This window comes from Chthoniobacterales bacterium (genome assembly GCA_039930045.1).
Classification (GTDB): Bacteria; Verrucomicrobiota; Verrucomicrobiia; order Chthoniobacterales; family DASVRZ01; genus DASVRZ01.
The window spans coordinates 1-19,574 of the sequence record JBDSQB010000008.1 but is presented as its reverse complement, the minus strand read 5'-3'; the positions used below and the strand labels follow the sequence as shown (position 1 = coordinate 19,574).

Annotated in this window: 12 protein-coding genes and 1 tRNA gene; 8 read left to right on the top strand and 5 right to left on the bottom strand. The window is 57.7% G+C overall.

The features are described 5' to 3' along the window. The first annotated feature begins 11 nt into the window (after positions 1-11). From ABIT76_06765 to ABIT76_06745, 5 genes are all read left to right on the top strand, one after another. Entirely contained in the window at positions 12-1,181 is a 1,170-nt protein-coding gene (locus tag ABIT76_06765; protein ID MEO7932841.1) for a nucleoside-diphosphate kinase, read from the top strand. A 52-nt stretch (positions 1,182-1,233) separates the two neighbouring features. After that, positions 1,234-2,397, top strand: a complete 1,164-nt coding sequence (locus ABIT76_06760; protein ID MEO7932840.1) for a pyridoxal phosphate-dependent aminotransferase — start codon at positions 1,234-1,236, stop codon at positions 2,395-2,397. A gap of 113 nt (positions 2,398-2,510) precedes the next feature. After that, a complete protein-coding gene (locus tag ABIT76_06755; protein ID MEO7932839.1) occupies positions 2,511-3,110 on the top strand; it encodes a TMEM175 family protein in 600 nt (199 codons plus the stop codon). A 74-nt stretch (positions 3,111-3,184) separates the two neighbouring features. Continuing rightward, positions 3,185-3,259, top strand: a tRNA-Thr gene (locus ABIT76_06750). Positions 3,260-3,330: 71 nt separating this feature from the next. Further along, a complete protein-coding gene (locus ABIT76_06745) occupies positions 3,331-5,205 on the top strand; it encodes an adenylate/guanylate cyclase domain-containing protein (protein MEO7932838.1) in 1,875 nt (624 codons plus the stop codon). Between the two features lie 117 nt (positions 5,206-5,322). On the opposite strand, the gene ABIT76_06740 is transcribed toward ABIT76_06745, so the two are convergent. The 4 genes from ABIT76_06740 to ABIT76_06725 form a co-directional block, all read right to left on the bottom strand. Then, positions 5,323-6,498: an ATP-binding protein gene (locus ABIT76_06740; protein ID MEO7932837.1), complete on the bottom strand. Its 1,176-nt coding sequence runs from the start codon at positions 6,496-6,498 to the stop codon at positions 5,323-5,325. Positions 6,499-6,501: 3 nt separating this feature from the next. Next, entirely contained in the window at positions 6,502-8,970 is a 2,469-nt protein-coding gene (locus tag ABIT76_06735) for a FecR family protein (GenBank protein MEO7932836.1), read from the bottom strand. 4 nt (positions 8,971-8,974) lie between these two features. Beyond that, positions 8,975-9,928, bottom strand: coding sequence for a hypothetical protein (locus ABIT76_06730; GenBank protein MEO7932835.1), 954 nt, complete (start codon positions 9,926-9,928; stop codon positions 8,975-8,977). A gap of 104 nt (positions 9,929-10,032) precedes the next feature. Continuing rightward, positions 10,033-10,683 carry a L,D-transpeptidase family protein gene (locus tag ABIT76_06725; protein ID MEO7932834.1) on the bottom strand — a complete coding sequence of 217 codons (651 nt, stop codon included), beginning with the start codon at positions 10,681-10,683 and terminating at the stop codon, positions 10,033-10,035. A gap of 81 nt (positions 10,684-10,764) precedes the next feature. Here ABIT76_06725 and pepF point away from each other — a divergent pair, with 81 nt between their 5' ends. Further along, positions 10,765-12,585 carry an oligoendopeptidase F gene (pepF, locus tag ABIT76_06720; protein MEO7932833.1) on the top strand — a complete coding sequence of 607 codons (1,821 nt, stop codon included), beginning with the start codon at positions 10,765-10,767 and terminating at the stop codon, positions 12,583-12,585. A 568-nt stretch (positions 12,586-13,153) separates the two neighbouring features. Here pepF and ABIT76_06715 read toward each other — a convergent pair. After that, a complete protein-coding gene (locus tag ABIT76_06715; protein MEO7932832.1) occupies positions 13,154-13,771 on the bottom strand; it encodes a hypothetical protein in 618 nt (205 codons plus the stop codon). A gap of 871 nt (positions 13,772-14,642) precedes the next feature. Here ABIT76_06715 and ABIT76_06710 point away from each other — a divergent pair. Together ABIT76_06710 and ABIT76_06705 are read left to right on the top strand one after the other, a co-directional pair. After that, positions 14,643-17,783 carry a helicase-related protein gene (locus ABIT76_06710; GenBank protein MEO7932831.1) on the top strand — a complete coding sequence of 1,047 codons (3,141 nt, stop codon included), beginning with the start codon at positions 14,643-14,645 and terminating at the stop codon, positions 17,781-17,783. Positions 17,784-17,792: 9 nt separating this feature from the next. Next, positions 17,793-19,574: DNA methyltransferase (locus ABIT76_06705; protein MEO7932830.1), on the top strand; the 1,782-nt coding region annotated here is incomplete at its 3' end.

Genomic DNA, 19,574 nt, shown 5'->3' with positions numbered 1-19,574 from the left:
TTCTCTTTTCAATGTCCGACGAACTTTCCTACATCCTCATCACGCCGCATTCGATCCGCAAATCGCGCACGGGCGGCATCATTTCCCGGGCCATTTCCCGAAGCGGACTCGATCTCGTGGGAGGCCGGATGTTCGCCCCATCGAAGGAGCTCGTCGAAGCCTACGCCTCGACCATCATCACCGATCCCGACCCGCGCCACGCCGAGACTCAGGGCTTGATCCGGGCGTATGTGGAGAAGAATTTTTCACCCGACTCCCATGGCGTTCCGGCTCGCGTCATGCTGCTGGTTTTCCGTGGGGAAAATGCCGTCTCCAAGATTCGCAACGTCGTCGGTCACATCGCCAACGAGCGCACTCGCGGCGAGACGATCCGAGACACTTACGGCGATTACGTCCTCGATCCCGATGGCCACGTCGCCTACTTCGAGCCCGCCGCCTTGGCTCCGCCCGATGCTATTTCCGCTGAGCGAAACTTGAAGCTCTGGGCCAAGTATTCCGACTCCGATGGCGGTGTTCTGGAGAAGGCGATTTCCTATCCGCCGGGCAGCAACGTCCAGAAGACGCTCGTTCTCATCAAGCCGGATAATTTCCGGTTCCCCAACGCCCGACCTGGCGGCGTGATCGATCTATTTTCGCGATCGGGATTGTCCATCATTGCGTTCAAAGTCCACCGCATGAGCGTCGATCAGGCCGAGCGTTTCTACGAGCCGGTCCTCGATATTTTGCAGGAAATCAGCCGCCTGCCCGTCGCCAACCGCTCCGTGCTCGCCCTCGAACAGGAACTGGGATTCTCCATTCCATCGGAAGTCAAAGCCACCCTCGGCAACCTCCTCGGCCCGATCTCCGGCCGCATTCATTGGGAGAGCCTGGTCAAATTCATGTCCGGTCGCCGGCCCAGCGAATGCAGTGAGTCGGAGAAAATTCAACCCGGCAGCGAGAAATGCGTCGCCGTGGTTTATCAAGGCATCGATGCCGTGCGGAAAATCCGCGACATCCTCGGGCCGACCGACCCGTCGAAGGCGCCCACTGGCTCCATTCGCCGCGAGTTTGGCGAGAGCATCATGGTCAACGCCGCGCACGCCTCCGACTCGCCCGACAACGCCAAGCGCGAGATGGCCATCGTCCGCGTGACGGAAAATAATCTGAAACCATTGGTTGAAAACCATTACGGGAGTCTGTAAATATCCGGTCCCCGATTTTCACCCTGCAAAAACCCATTCCACTTAGACTTTTATGCAACTAGCCACCCGCGCCACCAGCCTCAGCCCTTCCATCACGCTCTCCATCGACAGCAAAGCCAAGGCCATGCGCGCCGAGGGCATCGACGTTTGCGGTTTCGCCGCTGGTGAACCCGACTTCGACACCCCCGACCACATCAAGGCCGCCGCCATCGAAGCCCTGCAATCCGGTTTCACCAAATACACCCCGAGCTCGGGCACTCCCGAACTGCGTCAGGCCATCGCCGACAAGTTCCTCGCCGACAACAAGCTCGAATACAAGCCGAGCCAGATCATCGTCAGCAACGGTGCGAAACATAGCTGCTACAACGCCATTCTCGCCACCTGCCAGCCCGGCGACGAAGTCATCATTCCATCGCCCTACTGGCTTTCCTATCCCGAAATGGTCCGCCTCGCCGGAGCCGAGCCCGTCTTCGTTCAAACGCGTGAAGAAAACGGCTGGAAAATGACTGCCGAGGAATTTGAAAATGCGATGACCCCGCGCACGAAGATGGTCATCATCAACAGCCCCGGCAACCCCACCGGTTCCATCTACACCCGCGAGGAACTCAAAGGCATCATCGAAGTCGCTGCCGAGGAAGACATCTTCATCCTCTCCGACGAGATCTACGAGAAGCTCGTCTATGACGACACCGAATTTGTCAGCACCGCGAGCGTCACTCCTGAGGCGAAAGACCTTACCATCACCATCAACGGTTTCTCCAAGGCCTACTCCATGACCGGCTGGAGACTTGGCTACCTCGCTGCTCCTGAGGCCATCGCGAAGGCTATCGATTCAATTCAAAGTCACAGCACTTCCAACCCATGCTCGTTCGCCCAGAAAGGCGCGCTCGCCGCACTCAAGGGCGACCAGCAATCGCTCATCGACATGCGCGACGAGTTCGACATCCGCCGCAACTACATGTACAGCCGCATCAGCGCGATTAACCGCGTCACCGCCGTCAAGCCACTGGGCGCTTTCTACGTGCTCGCCAACATCAGCAAGCTTGGCCTCAGCTCCCAGAATTTCTCCGACCGCCTCCTCAGCAAAAAGAGCGTCGCCGTCGTTCCTGGTCTCGCATTTGGCGACGACCGCACCATCCGCCTCAGCTACGCCACCAGCCTCGACATCATCAAAAAGGGCCTGGACCGGTTCGAGGAATTCTGCTCCACGCTCTAAGCCGAAAGCGCTTTCAGTCGAGTTTCAGTGCAATCAAGCCAGTCTGCGAAGACTGGCTTTTTTGTGCCCGGCCACGATTGCGCCCCGACTCCCCTGCGGCTAACGTCGCCCCCATGACCAGCCACCGGCTCGAAGCCTTCAGCGACGGCGTTCTCGCCATCATCATCACCATCATGGTGCTGGAACTGAAAATTCCCCACGTCACCACGCTGCCCGAGTTGGAGCCGCTTCTGCCCGTCTTCCTGAGCTACCTCCTCAGCTTCATCTACGTCGGCATCTACTGGAACAACCACCACCACCTCTTCCAATCCACCGAGAAAGTCACCGGGCCCATCCTTTGGGCCAACCTCCACCTCCTTTTCTGGCTCTCGCTTTTCCCCTTTTCCACCGGTTGGATGGGCGAAAACCACCTCGCTCCCACCCCCGTCTCCGTCTATGGCTTCGTCCTCCTCATGGCCGCCGTCGCCTACAACATCCTGCAACGGCTCATCATCCGCGAGCAGGGCCGCCACTCGCTGTTAGCCGACGCCGTGGGCCACGACTGGAAGGGAAAACTCTCCCCGGTTCTCTATTTCGCGGGCCTCATTTTCGCCTTCTTCAACGTCTGGATCTCCATCGCACTCTACATTGGAGTCGCCGCTCTTTGGTTCATCCCGGACCGACGGATCGAGGAAAAACTGGCCGAAGTCGAAGACAAGCCTGAGTCGAGTTAGGTTTCAATCGTCAACTGGCGAATCAATTTGCCGCCGTCGCCAATTTGTGCGAAATAACCGGCTCTCCAATTAAAGCCGACGTAGCTCAGTGGTAGAGCAGCTGTTTCGTAAACAGCAGGTCGCAGGTTCGAATCCCGTCGTCGGCTCCAGAGAAACCCGTGTTTTTTGGGTGGCACTCAATCAAAGTCGGGCGAGGAGCGGTTCCTGCTTTGAACGAGGGATGCAGCGTCCCCCGAAACGATTCGTCTTCCTTCTCGCCATCTCCGCCGTGGTCGGACTGGCCGGGATCTTGATGAATTTCATCTTCCTCCCGCTGCTGCGCCTGGAGAATTACACCAAGGACTTGCGCGCCGTCTTTGGCCGCAAAACACCCGTCGCCGCCGACATCGTTCTCCTCACCATCGACCAGGCCTCGATTCGGCTCGACGGACTGCTGGACGACGAGATCCACACCATTCCCGAGTTTGCACTCATGCAGGAAGGCTGGCCCTGGCCGCGCTCGGTTCATGCCGCGCTGCTGGAGAAACTCATGAAAGCCGGCGCGCGAGTCGTCGCTTTCGATCTTTTGTTTCCGGGACCGGGCCGCGGCGACGCGGACTTTTCCAGCATACTCCAGCGTTACTCCGATCAGGCCATTATCGGCGGCACTTTCACCGGGGTGGACACGCCGGTGCCGAGTTTCAGCGTGCCAAGCGACACCCTCCTCACGCAGGGAAAACAGGACGCGCAGATCGGCTTTGCGAACTTCGTTCCCGACGACGACGGCATCGTGCGCTCGGCCATTTTTCGCGCCGCTCCCGAGGATTTCGTGGGTCGCAAACGCACCGACGGCACGATCGTCTTTAACTCGCTCGCGGCCAGCATTCTGCACCTGACCGACCCCAAACTGAAGCTTCCCGACACAGGCAGCACGCCGTTTCGTTTCAGCGGAGAGCCGGGGACGTATCCGCATTTTTCCGTCTATCAGGTCTTCCTGCCGAGCTTCTGGCACAGCAATTTTCAGGACGGCGCCTTCTTCAAAAACAAGATCGTCGTCGTCGGCCCCGAGGGCCATTGGAGCCATGATGAGCATCCAACTCCGTTCACCTCCATCTTCGGCACGCGCGGTCTGATGTCGGGTCCAGAGGTCCATCTCCACGCGCTGGCGGCGGCGCGGGCAGGGGAATTTATCCATCTGCCGGGCCCGTGGCTCGCGGCGGGAATTATCGCCCTCGCGGCCGCCATCGGGGCGTTGCTGAACGGCCTGTCCGGCACGTCGGGTATTCGCTTCGGCGCGTTTCTCCTGCTCGTGATCGTTTACTGGATGGTCGCGCAGTGGCTGTTTAATAACGCCGGGTTCCTCGTCCCGCTGGCCGCGCCCATCGTCGTGCTGTCGCTCACCGTCTTCGGCGGCATTTTGTTCGACCTTTCCCGCGAACGTTTCGAGCGGCAGCGGGTTCGGGCCACGCTGGAACGCTACGTCTCGGGTCATGTCGCCAAGGAAATTCTGGATAGCCCGCAGAGTTACCTCACGTCGCTCGTCGGCGTTCGCAAAGAAGTCACCGTGCTCTTTGCCGACCTGCGGAATTTCACGGCGATGGTCAATATGCTGAACGCTCAGGAACTCGTGGCCCAGCTCAACGAATATTACGCCCGCGTGATCGAGGACGTTTTCCATCACGGCGGCACGCTCGATAAAATCATGGGCGATGGCATGATGGCCGTCTGGGGAAATCTGCGGAGCGACGGCGTGAAAGAGGACGCGGTGAACGCCGTTCGCGCGGCCTTGGCGATCCAATCGTCGCTCAAAACTTTGAACGCCGAATGGCTCGCCCAGGGACGACCCCAACTCGCGCTCGGCATCGGCATTGCCCACGGCGAATGCGTCGTTGGAAACATCGGTTCCGAGAGAAAAATGGATCTCACCGTCATCGGCGACGCCGCCAATCTGGCGGCCCGGCTCCAGTCGCTGACCCGCGAGCGGCAGGAGGAAATCCTCATCAGCGGCGACGTGGCGAAGCTGGTCGAGGGCGAATTTTCATTGCCATTGGTCTCGACGGAAACGATCCGCGGCTTCGAGAAAGCGATCGAAGTCCACTCAGTCGCGACGAGGTGACTCTTCCGGGAGCGCACGCGTCTCGCGTGCACTTGCCGGCGTCTCGCCGGGAAGATGGTAAAGCCACCGGGCGGGACGCCCGCTGGAACACGCGAGACGCGTGCGCTCCCGGGGGACTTACTTGCTCCCGAGGCAGAGCGGCAGTTGAACCTCAAAAACAGATCCGACTCCCACTTCACTGGTGACGATCATGCGGCCGTTGTGCGCCTCGACCACCGACTTCGCAATCGCCAGGCCGAGCCCGGTTCCGTTCGCTTTTCCATGAGTGACAAAGGGCTCGAAGATCGACGCCAATCTTTGCTGCTCGATCCCGCAACCAGTGTCGCGCACCGAGATCACTGCGTAACCGTCGTTCCGCGTCGCCGTGATCGTGACCGTGCCGCTGGCCTTGATCGCCTCGCGGGCGTTCTTCAATAAATTCACAATCACCCGCTGGATGCGCGCCCGGTCGATCTCGATCGAGCCGTCCTGCTCCAGCTCGGTCACGAGTTTCACATTCGGCGACGAAAAGAGATGCGCCTCCTCTTTGGCAATCTCCGTCACCAGCCGGCTGAGGGGCAGTCGAGTCACATTCAAACGCGTCACGCCGCGGGAAAAATCCATGATTTCCTCGGTCATCGCCTGCATTCGCTCGACGGCTTGGCCGATCATTTCAAAGAAGCAGCCCGCCTCGGGATCGGTGTTGCGCATTTGCAACATTTCCATCGCACCCAGGATGCAGGTGATCGGGCTGCGCAGATCGTGGACGACCGAGCCAAGCGTTTGCCCGAGAAGGCTAAGCCGCTCGGTGCGCACCATTTCCTCGATGTATTTTTGATTGTTGTTGCGCAGCCGCTCGTTCAGCGACCAGGCGAAATTACTCATTACCTGCTGCGGCGCGAGTTGCAGGAGCAGGTCCCAAGTCGAATGGTCCACGAGCCCGACCACCGCGCCATCGGCGGCGCAGGCCTGGGCGGAACGCACCTTGGAATCGAGCAACGCCATTTCGCCGAAATAATCGCCCGGTTGCAGATAGGTCAGCGTCTCCTGCTGGCCGCCGCGCCCGCGTTTGGAGATGCGGACCGTTCCCTGAAGAATGAGGTAGGCGCAGTCGCCGTGATCGTCCTCCTGGAAAATAATGTTCTCCGCCGGGACCGTGACCCGCGGGATGCGCGAGGCGATTTCGGCGAGGACGGAGCCGGGCACGCGCGAGAGCAGGCGATTAGCCCGCAACTCGCCCAAGCTCACGTGCTGCGGCTCGTTCGTTGCCGTACCAGGGAATGAAATGATGCCTGTGTTGGCGAGTCGTTGCATAGGTTAGAAGGAAGGCCGGGCCGAGTGCGCCTGAGTCGTGGCGCCCTGACCGCCGAAGGTTCCAGTCGTGGTGCTATCACCGCCGCTGCCGGTGTAGTGGGCGTTGTTCGTGTAAACTTGGGCGGGTGTGAGTCCATTCACCGTGACCACTTTCGAGTTGTCGATCTGGACGGTGTTCGCAGCGATGATTTTCGTGCTGTTGCCATTGAGAGTCACATTGTCCTGAAAGTGGACCGTGCCGTTGCTGCCGCCGGCGTAGAGCTTGAGCAACGTATCCGCCGCAATGCTGCCGCCACCGATGTTCAGCGTGCCGTTGTTGCCCATCGCGCCGACTTTTACGACGTCCGCCGCGATGGTTGCGCCATTGAAAGTGATGACGCCATTCGTCCCGGAGTTTTGAATATCGACCGTGCCTTTGGGTGCGGTGATGGTGCCGTTGACCACGATCGCGCCGCCACGAGATTCGAGGGTCACTTTTCCGCCGGGGCCCGTCGCCAGCGTGTCGAGCAAGGCATTAAGCTGGCCGGTGCTGCTGATGGAAATGGCGGTGCCGGTGAGACGTTTCCCGACCAGCTTGATCCGCGAACCAGCCCCGGTGACGGTCGGATCAGGCGCGCTCGTGGCGTTGACCGTAGACGAAACCGTCACCGTGTCCGCCGCTTCCAGACTGACCACGCCGCCGGTCGTCTGCGACGCTTTTGGAGTCGCGGAGATCGGCTGCTGGACATTGAGCTGACCGTCGGCCAGGGCAAAAAGCTCGTGCGTTTGCAGGACGCCGTTCAGCGAAAGATCGCCGCCCGCGTCGAGCTGGAAATAGTCGGCCTCCACCGGAGCGTCGAGCGTGATGTCGCCCCAGGCATTGAAAGCGCCGCGATTGAAAACCAAATGACTGTCACCCGTGATATCGATGTCGCGCGCCGCATCGATGAAGAGATTCGCCTGCGGCAGGCTGATCGTTCCCTCGAGTTTCACTTTGCCGGAGCGGTTGTAGAGGTGCAGGAAATGGAACGCCGACGCGGTGCTGGAAACATCGCCATCCTTGTCCAGACGAATGTCGCCCTTGGTCGCGGCCAGAGTCAGGCTGGCGAAATCGTTGAGCGAGAGGGAGTCCTTGCCGAGTTTGATTCCATCGGCGCTGACGAGGGCGATATTGCGCGCCGTGCTCAGACCGTAAACGTGGGGAGTGCCATTGATTTCCAGTTTCTTAAAGGAGAAAACCGCCACGCCGGAACGCGGGAAATCAAAGTCGTAGTTCGAGCCAAACTTCCCGTCGAACGACGTCTGGACATCGAAGTTGCTGGTCGATTTAAAGAGAAATGAGGAGGCCGGACCGTCCGCCGCCCAGCCGCCGTAGATCGTGCCGCTGGTGGACGAATGGTTGTGTTCGCCATCATTTTCATTGTCGTTGTTGTCATCCTTTTTCCCCGAGGAACTGCCGCTGATCATAGGCGTGCTGCCGCGCAGATCGAAAATGGTGCGGGAGTCCACCTTGGAGATTTGGAGGGTGAACGGCTTGTTGTGCGTCGTCGCGCCGCGATAGGTGGAAGTCGCAAACGCCCCGTCGTTCACGCCGGGGTAATCGGCCAATTCATCGCCATCAACCGCAGCCGGACGCGGAGTGGGGGAGGGACCGGGATTCGGAAGCGCGGCCGGGCGGGGGGTCGGAGTTGGATTGGAATGTGACTCGTGCTGAAACTGCTCCAGCTTGCCCTTTTTCTCTTTCGCCTCGGCGGCGTTTTGCACCGCGAGCAGCGTTGTTCCGAAGCCGTCGATCACGAGGTTCGTCTCGGCCAGCCCGCCTTTTTGCAACTGCGTCCTCTGGTGCTCGATGACTTCCTCGATCTTCGTGCTGGCCGCCCCAGAGAGCGGGGCAAACTTCTTTTTGTCGAGAAGCTTCGAGGTGTTCATCAGCTTCGCCGTGTCGATGGGGACGGTCTGCCAGTCCTTGATCGAGCCGCTTTTGATTGGGCCGATCAGCATCTGACCGCCGCTCACGAGCATGGACTCGCGCATCCGGTCGTTCAGGAAAACGCGCATCGTTCCCTCGAGGAGCACCAGTTTGTAATGGGTCGGCCCGCGCTCGATAAAACCCGTGGTGCCGGTGATCGCCGCCGTGATCGCTCCCGTGCGAATGCTCGCGCCGCCCACGCCTTTGGGAATCTGGAAAAGCAGCGTGCCGTTCTCGAGATTCATCTTTCTCGTGCCCGTCTCGAAGGTAAACATCGTGTCCGAGCCGAGCCGGGCCAGAGTGTTATCGGGGAAAAGCAACTCCGCCGCCGATTGCGCACCGGTGCGAATGCCCTGGGTGCCGTGGACCATTTCGCCCTCACTCGCGGCCTTGGCCGAGCCGCTGGCCTCGGTGATTTTGACATCGTGCTGCACGCGATTGATCCGTGCCTCGCTCAGCGGTGCGCTGAAGGCGGGCAAGGAAATACCGAGGAGAAGAACCGTGAGAACTGAGGGGTTTTTCATGAGCTTAAAACTGGTAATTGACCGAGAGAGTCGCGCCAGCGGTGAGGAGATCGTAATCGAAGACGGCCTTGTCCGAGCGATTGAGCGCGCCGGAGACCGAGCCGGAGATGGTGAGAACTTCGAGCGGATGCCAGTGCACGCCGATCGAGAGCGTCTGGTTCAGATCGGTGCGGTCGGTCTGATTGTAATCGTAGATCGCCGCCCGATAAATCGCGTCGCAGGAAATGGAGCGCGTGACGGCCAGCGCGTAGCCGCCATAAAGCGCATACTCGCGGCGCTCCAATTCCGCCGGATCAGCGAAATTCACCTGCGCCGACCCCCCGAGAAAGAGCGAGTCGGCCCGCGAAAGCTGGAAGACTTTCTGGCCGCCGACGAGCAGCGAATGGCTCGTGTAAAGTTCGCTGCCGTAGTTTTCCGCGGTCAGCCGGTTGAAATTGTAGCGGGCATACCACGAGGTGCCGCCGAGGAACGTCGTCTGGCCGGTGAGGCCGAAACCGGCGTTCAGACTATCAAAATTGAGTTGGGAATACTCATTATAGCGAAAGAACGCCTGCTGCAGGCTGATGTCGAAGACGACCGACTTGGCCAGCGGATGCTGCCAGGTGACGGCGAGCTGGCCGACGAAGTAGTTGTCATCGAGAGCATTGCGCGAGGTCAAAGCGACGTTCGACGTGTGCCAGGCTGAAACCTCGGCGACGGCGGTGAAGGACTTGGGCGTTTCCTTCGACTGATAGATCCATTGCTCGCCGAGATCGCCCGTGTTGTTCGAGAGCACCGCCTGGTCCATGGCGGAGACAGTTTCCTGTTTCTTGGAAACTTGGACCGGGGCGAGATTGGTCGTCTGCTGGGCCGTCTCAAACTGAGGACGCACCAATTCCTGGGCGCAAAGACTGCCGCTCACACATAGGAAAAGCCCTGCGGCGACTGGCCACTGGCGGGGGAAAAGCTGAATGCACATGCCATGAGTGAGTAGCTAATCTCAGGCCACGGAGCCAGCCTCTTTAAAAAATCTACGTCAGGGAAGTCCCTGAGGCTCAGAGATATGTGGATGCTGCCCGAGAGCTACGACCGTTTGTCCGTCACGCTCACCGGCGTTCCCATCGGAGCCATCTCGTAGAGCTTCGGCGCGACCAGTCTCGGCAGCCGGATGCAGCCGTGCGACGCGGCGTAACCGGGCAACTGCCCAATGTGCATCCCCACGCCATCGTTCGTCAGCCGCATGAAAAACGGCATCGGCGCACCTTGGAAAATGTCGCCGGCCTCAATCTTGATCTTGCCCATGTCGGCATTTTCATTGGTCACATTGCCGTCGGCATCCACCACTTTTCCATACAAGTTCGAGTGGTGGGTGAGTTCCTTGGCGATGATTTTGAAGTCGCCCGTCGGAGTCAGATGCCCCTTGCGTCCCGTCGAAACCGGGAAGTCGTAGGCGATGAGATCCTTCACAAAGAGATAGCCGCGCTGCTCACCAAGGACGATCTGCACGCGCATGTTTTCTTTCTTGGCCAGGGCGAGAACGGCCTCATCGCGAAAGATTTTGCTCTTCCAAGTCTTCGTCGCGCGAAACGCCGTGTGCTGGGCCGTATTCGCATCTTTCAAACTCTGAATCTGGGCATTTTCCACCTTCTCAGCGCGCTTCTTTTGCATCGACTCCGTCACGGCACACGAGCTGAGGAGAAGGGGAATGGCTAGGAGGAGAAACTGGGGACGCACGCGGTGAATTAACCGGAGGAAAACCGAAAACGCCAGAAATTCTTTATTTCCCCGTTCCCTCGATGGCGTACTCTGTGGCCTATGATTTTCTTCGACAAAGACGAACCGCATTCCACTCCGCTGCGCAGCGACATCGCCTTGGAAGACACCTGGAACCTCGCGCTGCTCTACCCCACCGACTCCGACTGGGAAGCCGCCTTTGAGAAACTCCGGGCCGAGTTCCAGTCGATTGAGACCTATCGCGGACGCGTCGGGGAATCGGCGGAAACGCTCCTCGCCCTTCTCGAAACTGAGAAAACCCTCGACCTGCAAATCGAGCGCCTCGGCCATTACTCCATGCTCCGCGCCAGCGAGGACAGCTCGGACAACGTCAACCTCAGCCGCCGCGCCCGCCTGCAAAACCTCTGGACCCAGATCGGCGAATCCGCCGCCTTCGTCGTCCCCGAGCTCGTCGCCATCCCCGACGAGACCTGGGTTGCATTCCTCTCTGCTGAAAAACTCACGCCCTGGCTCAGCCGCCTCGAGCGCATCCGGCGCATGAAGCCGCACACTCTCTCGTCGTCCGAGGAACGCCTCATGGCTCTCGCCGGCAGCGCCCTCCACGGCCACAGCGAGACCTTCTCCCAACTGACCAACGTCGATATGAAATTCGGCACCCTGCGCGACGCCAAGGGCGGCGAACGTCCGCTCACCCAGAGCAGCTTTTCGTCATTTCTCATCTCGCCCGATCCGCAGGTTAGAAAGACCGCCTTCCACCAATTCTACGCCGAGTTTACCGACCACCAATTCACCGTCGCCTCCACCCTCGCGTCTTCCGTCCGCAGCGATGTCTTCGACGCCAAGGCCCGCAACTACCCCTCCGCCCTCGAAGCCTCCCTCTTCCACGACGCCATCCCCGTCGCCGTTTACGACAACCTCATTTCCACCGTCCGCGAATACCTCGCCCCGCTGCACGATTACTACGACTTGCGCCGCGAGAAACTCGGTCTCGCCGAGCTGCACGCCTACGACACCTACGTCCCGCTCATCTCCGAGTTTGAGTCGAATGTCAGCTTCGACGCCGCCATCGACCAAGTCATCGCCGCCCTCGCGCCCCTCGGCTCCGAGTATTGCGACACGCTCGCCACCGGCCTGCGCCAGCGCTGGTGCGACCGCTACGAAAGCCAGGGGAAACGCAGCGGCGCTTTTTCCTCCAGCAGCTATGGCAACCCGCCCTTCATCCTCATGAACTACAAGGCCGACGTCTTCTCCGACGTTTACACCCTCGCCCACGAGGCCGGCCACTCCATGCACACCTGGTTCTCGCAAAAGACCCAGCCCTACCAGGATTACAACTACCCCATCTTCCTCGCCGAAGTCGCGTCCACCTTTAACGAAAACCTGCTCACCCACCATCTGCTCGCCACCACCAGCGACCGCCAGATGCGCGCCTACCTCATCAACCGCCAGATCGACGACCTCCGCGGCACCCTCTTTCGACAGACCATGTTCGCCGAGTTCGAAAAAACCATCCATGCCTTGGAGGAAAGCGGCGAGGCCCTCACCCTCGACACCTTCAAAGCCGTCTATCAAGAACTGCTCACCGCCTACTTCGGCCCCCGCGTCGTCCTCGACAATGAATTGCAACTCGAATGCCTCCGCATCCCGCATTTCTACAACGCCTTCTACGTTTACAAATACGCCACCGGCCTTTCGGCCGCCACCGCCCTCGCCGACCGCGTCCTCACCGGCGGCGCAGCCGAGTTAGAGTCCTATCTAGGCTTCCTGAAATCCGGCGGCTCGAAGTATCCCTTGGAAACCCTGCAAGCCGCCGGCGTGGACATGTCCACCCCCGTCCCCATCCGCGCCTCGCTCGAACTCTTCCAACGGAGAGTCACCGAACTCCGCGAACTGCTGAGCTAGCTTCTAACATCTTCTGACTAGATCGTGGAGCGCGCAGACTAACATTGCCCCTCGTTCCCAAGTTGCACTTGGGAATGCCAGTGTTCCGGCAGTTGCACTGCCTCCTCATTTTACTGTATTTGAAACCAACGCATAGGCAGTGCAACTGCCAAAACAAGTGTGTCCCCAAGTGCAACTTGGGAACAAGGGGCGAGATGTCTACTCGACCCGCGACACAATTTTGGCCCTAGACCCAGCGGGTCGACCTATCTATAGCCATTCAATTGTTTAGTGAAATCAGGTCCGTAGGACCGGCATGTTCTCGATGTCGCACCTACGGTGCTCAACGCTTTTATCTTGGCGGCATATTAGGCTCCCATGGAGCCAGTGCCGACTACAGCCATCCTAATGCGCTGAGACAGATAGGGACATGCGGCCTCGCATGTCCGTTGGGTCAGCTTCTCGGACGAGCGGGCCGCTCGTCCCTACCTTTGTCAAACTTTCCGAACGGTCGGAATGTTAGAACACCAACAAAAAAGGCGTGCCGATTTTATCGACACGCCTTTTCCGAGGAAGTGATTGCTAACATTTACAACACGATCTGCGAATAAGGCACGCTCCAGTCACTCGTTCCGGCGCTGTTCACCGAGTTGCCTTGGAAGCAATACATCAGCCCCGGCGTCAATTCCGGAAACAACGCATTCGCCGAGCTGGTTTGCGGCAGCAGGGTGTATTGGCCCGGCGCCGAGGCCAGGTAGCAGCGCCAGTTATAGATCAGCGCCTCTTGTGGCTCGAGCTTGAGCGCCACCGTGCCGGAGTTCGCTCCGGGTTTGATGCTCAGCACGCGCGGTGCAGGCAATACCGCCGAGGGTGTGCGGTCCGTCTTTTGCGCCGTGAATCCGCTCGAGAGCAGAATGTCCATGTCGCCCTGGCACGTCATCTCGACATAGAGGGCGAGCAGACGCACGCGGTTGATCAGGTTGGCCCGCTTGGTATTACGGATCGCCGTTAGAACGACCCCGCCCCCCACGGCATCGATCGTGGCTTGCTTAAACTCCGTGTTCAGCGTGATGACCTCGGCAATGCCGGAATCCGTCGCCGGATACGCGGGATTGTTAGTCATGCCTGTGGTGATGGTGTCAATGCTAACACCGAGCTTGGCATTGGGATCCTTGGTTAGGAATCCGATTGCTGGTTTTACTATCATGGTATTTTTCTTTCTAACCTCATTGGGTGAACAGGGATGAGTTAACCCCGATTGCTGGCGTAATTGTTCGCAACAAGAAACTAACTAGCAGCCGCTGCGCCCCGTTTTGCAGTGCCGGTGGGAGAAAGCCCAAAAAACCTTCCAAAACCGCAAAAACCACGTCTTTGGTGCCAGTATTGGGAGCAAAAGGGTCGTTTTTAGCCTGATGCCCGCACTAGATTGTTCAAATATGCTTCGCAAGTATCATAATTGATAATAAAAAAGTGAAATCGCTGACTGTTAAAATCACTTCTGAGACTGTTGCAACGACTTTGCAGACCGTTGGAATGACTTTGCCAACCGTCAAAACGACTTCGCTGCTAATCGCAGCGCCATTGTCTCCCTCCAGTGGGTCTGCGTCCCCTGTCACAACGACTTCTTTCCAGACGAAAATGCGGGATCGATTCGTTGGAATCCCTCCAACGACCCCAGTCGTCACCGCTCCGGCTGTTAGAGCGAGTGGGAGCGTGAGCGGCCATCGGCGGCAAATGGTTGCAACGACTTGAAGAATATTGGGGAAGCCGTCTTTCCCTGTCCAAGCCAGTGAAACACCTCACCCAGCAGCATTGACCGCCGGCCCAGCGGCAACAACAGCCTGACCCGAGAGTCAAGAAGTCTGCGAACACGCTCCAATTGATAGACGCTCGGCAGCGAGAACTTCTCGTGATGCAAGACAAACTTTTTAAAAAGCGGTGAAACATAAAGAGCGGCTAGATTTTCTTCTCTTTTCCTGTGGGATTCGGCAATCTGTACGCGGTCATGGTGCGCACCCCTATTTTTTCGTTCCTGCGCTTGCTGCAACCTTGATCAAATTGTCAGATTTTCCCCGTTTATGAGCGCAACAAATAAATCTGCCAGCGAGCTGTTCATTGTCGATAACAGCGACACGGAGTGGAAAGTGGGCACTTACCTAAGCGAATGGTGCGAAATTGCCAGGGCCATCGACATTGCCACGGGCTATTTTGAGATCGGATCGCTTCTTTCTCTTAAAGATAAGTGGCAGTTGGTCGAGCAATTTCGAATTCTTTTGGGCGATGAGGTGTCCTACCGAACAAAACGAGCGTTTGAGAAAGGTCTCTCCCTAATTGGCCATCGGTTGGATGAAAGTATCGAAAAAGAAAAAATCCAAAATGACTTTCTGGAAGGTGTGCCCGCCATCGTCGCCGCTATTAAATCCGGCAAGATTCTATGCCGCGTCTATCGGAAGGAAAAATTTCACGCCAAGGCTTACCTCACGCATGGACGCTCGGCGGTAATTGGTTCTTATGGATTAGTGGGTTCCTCTAACTTCACGTTTCCGGGCTTGTGGGATAATATTGAACTCAACGTCCAGATACGCGGGCCAGAAGTTGGATTACTCCAAGAGTGGTATGAACGTCATTGGGATCTTTCAGAGGACATTACTCCAGACATTCTCCGCACAATCGAACGGCATACAACGCCGCATACTCCCTTTGAAGTGTGGTTTAAATCGCTTCATGAATTTTTTAGTGGTCACGAATTGACGCCGGACGAATGGGACATCGAAGAGTCGGTCGTCTTTCAACGACTCGCTAAATACCAACAGGATGCATATAAAAATCTCGTGCAGATAGCTCGCCGTTATGGAGGTGCTTTTCTTTGCGATGGCGTTGGCTTGGGCAAAACTTACGTGGGCTTGATGCTGATCGAGCGGTTCGTTAGCAAAGAAAAAAAGAACGTGGTCTTATTCGCGCCGAAGGCAGCTCGGCAAGATGTTTGGGAGCCCGTCATAGAGCAGCTTTTACCCGATCTCAACAGCGGATTCGTTAGTTTGCTCGTTCGTAACCACACCGATCTCCAGCGGAAAGGAAATTGGCCGCGTGATCTTCGCCGCATTCTGCGCGATGCCGATGTCATCATCATTGACGAGGCGCATCACTTCCGAAATCCAGGTATTGCCGGCGAAGGGGATCGTGCCCCGTCCCGGTACCGCATGTTGCAGGAGGCGCTCCATCAGCCAGGCAGCCGGCCCAAGCAGCTTTATTTCCTTACGGCCACTCCGATTAACAACTCAGTCCACGATTTCCGTCACATCCTTGGTCTTGTGACCGGGACCAACGATAATTACTTCTCCCAGGATGGCCATAATCTCGGCATTCACAGCACCCGCGGCCATTTCGTCGCACTCGAGAAAAAGCTCTTTAACCAACAGAACGTCGATTCCTCAGCGCAGTTAGAGATTGCCGCAGTGGAGACCGCACTCCAGAAGGAGACCCTCTTTGAGCACCTTGTCGTTCAGCGCAGCCGCTCTTACGTCAAAGAAAGCCAACGGTTGCTAGAAGGTGGAGAAATCATGTTTCCCCATCGAGAGACGCCGCGGGTTGCACCTTATAAATTAAAGATCACCTACGGGCGCCTGCTGGAAAGCGTCGAGAAAGCCTTCAGCAAAACCAAGCCCCTCTTCGCGCTGGCCATCTATTATCCGCTCGGCTACCTCCACACCGAGACGGAGGAAAATTTGGAAACGGGACGCCAGGCTCAGGTGGTTGCGCTGATTCGAGTTCAATTTCTCAAACGCTTTGAAAGCTCTGCTAAGGCTTTTGAAATGTCCTGCTGGCGATTGTTGAAGAAATTGGTGGCGTGGATCGAAGCGCATACGGTTTCCGCTCACGATAAGAACCGCTTGGCGAAGTGGAAAATCCGAAACGATCAACTCATCGATTACGTGCACGCGCACCAACCCGATTTGTTTCCCGGAGAGACGGAAGACGAGTTGCCGGAGGACTTTGTCAGTGAGGAAGAGATCGAAGCTGTCGAAAAGCTCGATCCCAAGACCTACAAAGTCGATGAAATGATCGACGATACTTATGACGATCTCGACCAGCTAGCCGAGTTCCTCGAACTGGTCCGCGCCGTGAAGCCGGATCGTGATGACAAGCTCAAAGCTCTAATCAAGCTCCTTAAAACGGACAAAGCTGCAGTTGGTCAGAAGGTATTGGTCTTCTCTGAATTTGCTGATACTGCCCGTTATCTGGAAGATGAACTGAAAAACGCTGGTATTACCCAACTTGAGCGCATCGACGGCAGTAGCTCGCAACGCCAGCGCAGTTCGGTGATTCACCGCTTCTCCCCCTTCTATAACCATGTGCCAGCGGGTAAAATGGATGGGTCGGAGATTCAAATCCTCATCGCCACGGACGTTCTCGCAGAAGGCCTCAACCTTCAGGACGCTTCCCGGTTGATTAACTACGATCTACACTGGAATCCGGTTCGGCTCATGCAGCGGATCGGCCGCGTGGATCGTCGCATGAATCCTGCGACGGAAGACGCCATCAATGCCGCTCATCCCGAATTGGCTGGCGAACGCGGGCGCATCATCTATTGGAACTTCCTCCCACCCGATGAACTGAACGACCTGCTCGGCATCTACGAGCGAGTGAGCCGAAAGGTGCTAACCATTTCCAAAACCCTCGGCATCGAACACGGCAAGCTGCTGAAAAGTGACGACGATTTCGAGGTGACTAAAGAGCTCAACAAGCAATTCGACGGCACCCAATCCGAAACAGAACAACTTCGACTTGAATACAATCAACTCGTCAAAGATTACCCGGAGCTTGCCGCCACTCTCGACAAGCTACCTCTCAAACTTTTTTCAGGAAAAGAGCATCCCACAACCGGCACGCGAGCCGTTTTTTTCTGCTTTCGCATTCCGCGGCCAGATGTGGACTTGGTGCCGGGAGAAAGTGGTGAGCTTCGCTGGTCGGACGCCGCTGGTTTTACTGTTTGGGTTTGCAGCGATCTGGCGGGGGACCAGATGCTCTCCGAACCGGCGGCCATCGCAGACTTTGTGCGCTGTCTGCCAAAAACTCCGCGCCACTGCTCCATTGACCGCACATCTCTCGCTACCCTGCGCAAGAAAGTGGAGAAGGAGCTGGTGAAGAGCCATCTTCGAAGCCTTCAAGCTCCACCGGGAATCACGCCGGTGCTTAAGTGTTGGATGGAATTGAATTAACTGATCTCTATGTCCATCTCCTCAGACAAGCTCCAACAAATCCGCCGTTTCCCGGAACTCATCGACTATCTCCGGGACGATCTCGACTGGCCGACAGAAGACTTTGAATTCGAGGACCTAACCTTCGAATACGAACCCGCCGAGATGGGGTTGAAAGCCGAGGAAGAAGTCAAAGTCAAAGCCATCCATCAGCTTCGGCCACTCCATCAGGCGCAGCCGTGGGGCATTTTCTTTGTCGAGTTTGGCAGAAAACGTCTGCCCATCGTTGTTTTGCGCCGCATCTTGCGGCATCTCGTCTTCAAAAAGCGCGCCTCTGCTAATGCGGCCGAACGACCCGCTTGGCAGCCGAAGGACCTTCTCTTCATCTCTGCCACGGGAGAGGACGCTAATCGCGAACTCACCTTTGCCCATTTTGTGGAAAATGAGACTTCCGCACTCACCGAGTTGCGGGTGCTCGGCTGGGACGCGGACGATACGCCGCTGCACATGGATTATGTCGCGCAGACCCTCAGCAATAAACTACGCTGGCATGCCAAATACGAAGCTGACCCCGAATCCTGGCGCGCCGAGTGGAGTTCCGCTTTCCTTCTGCGTCATCGCCACGTTATTCGGACATCCTCCGACCTCGCGATCGCGCTGGCCGAGCTGGCGAGAAACCTACGGACTCGCATCCGTGATATTCTGCGCGTGGAGGACGGCTTTGGCGAAATCCGCAAACTACAAATCGCTTTTCAGGCGGGCCTTATTCACGATCTCGACGACGAAGGTTTTGCCGACATGTTTGCCCAGACGGTCGCCTATGGACTCTTCTCACTAGCAGCGCGTCGCACCGTGGTGGGTGAAGGAACGGCTTTTGCCAAAGAAGACCTGACGCATTACTTCACCAGCCCATTTCTGAAGGAAATGCTCGGCATCTTCCTGGGCTTGAAAAGCCGAAAAGGCAAAATCGACTTCGACGAACTCGGCGTCAGCGATGTCACCGATCTCCTCACCAGTCCGGATACCCATATGGAGGTTATTCTGGCCGATTTCAACAACAAGACCCGCGGCGAAGACCCCGTCATCCACTTCTACGAGCACTTCCTCAGCGCCTATAATAAGAAACTCAAAATCCAGCGTGGCGTCTTCTACACCCCGCAGCCCGTCGTCTCCTACATCGTCCGCAGCGTCCACGAACTCCTGCAAACCGAGTTCGGACTCGCCGACGGACTCGCCGACACCACCACCTGGGGCGAGATGCTGAAAAAGCACCCCGGTCTGAAACTCCCGCCGCTCACCGACGAGCCGGGCGAAAAGCGCACCATCTCCCCGGACGAACCCTTCGTCCAAATCCTCGACCCCGCCACCGGCACCGCCACCTTCCTCGTCGAAGTCATCGACGTCATCCACCGCACCCTTGCGGCGAAGTGGAAACAGCAGCGCCTCACCGATGCCCAAGAGCGCACCGCGTGGAACGAGTATGTGCCGCAACACCTCCTCCCCCGCCTCCACGCCTTCGAGCTGATGATGGCCCCCTACGCCATCTCCCACATGAAGATCGGCCTCAAGCTCGCCGAGACCGGTTACCATTTCAGTACAGAGGAGCGGGTAAGAGTCTACCTCACCAATGCCCTTGAACCCGCAAGTGACAGCATTCAGCTATCCATTGCCGATTGGGGGGACGCACTTGCGAATGAAGCGGAAGCAGTGAATGAGGTGAAGCGCAAACAGCAATTCACTGTCGTGGTTGGCAATCCACCATACTCCCTACTTTCTGGGAACATGCAGCCACAGCATCGCAAACTCGTTGAG

Excerpts from the sequence above, each read along its gene's own strand:
- ABIT76_06765 (MEO7932841.1), top strand. The coding sequence starts at position 12 with ATGTCCGACGAACTTTCCTACATCCTCATCACGCCGCATTCGATCCGC.
- ABIT76_06760 (MEO7932840.1), top strand. The coding sequence starts at position 1,234 with ATGCAACTAGCCACCCGCGCCACCAGCCTCAGCCCTTCCATCACGCTC.
- ABIT76_06755 (MEO7932839.1), top strand. The coding sequence starts at position 2,511 with ATGACCAGCCACCGGCTCGAAGCCTTCAGCGACGGCGTTCTCGCCATC.
- ABIT76_06745 (MEO7932838.1), top strand. The coding sequence starts at position 3,331 with ATGCAGCGTCCCCCGAAACGATTCGTCTTCCTTCTCGCCATCTCCGCC.
- ABIT76_06740 (MEO7932837.1), bottom strand. The coding sequence starts at position 6,498 with ATGCAACGACTCGCCAACACAGGCATCATTTCATTCCCTGGTACGGCA.
- ABIT76_06735 (MEO7932836.1), bottom strand. The coding sequence starts at position 8,970 with ATGAAAAACCCCTCAGTTCTCACGGTTCTTCTCCTCGGTATTTCCTTG.
- ABIT76_06730 (MEO7932835.1), bottom strand. The coding sequence starts at position 9,928 with ATGTGCATTCAGCTTTTCCCCCGCCAGTGGCCAGTCGCCGCAGGGCTT.
- pepF (MEO7932833.1), top strand. The coding sequence starts at position 10,765 with ATGATTTTCTTCGACAAAGACGAACCGCATTCCACTCCGCTGCGCAGC.
- ABIT76_06715 (MEO7932832.1), bottom strand. The coding sequence starts at position 13,771 with ATGATAGTAAAACCAGCAATCGGATTCCTAACCAAGGATCCCAATGCC.
- ABIT76_06710 (MEO7932831.1), top strand. The coding sequence starts at position 14,643 with ATGAGCGCAACAAATAAATCTGCCAGCGAGCTGTTCATTGTCGATAAC.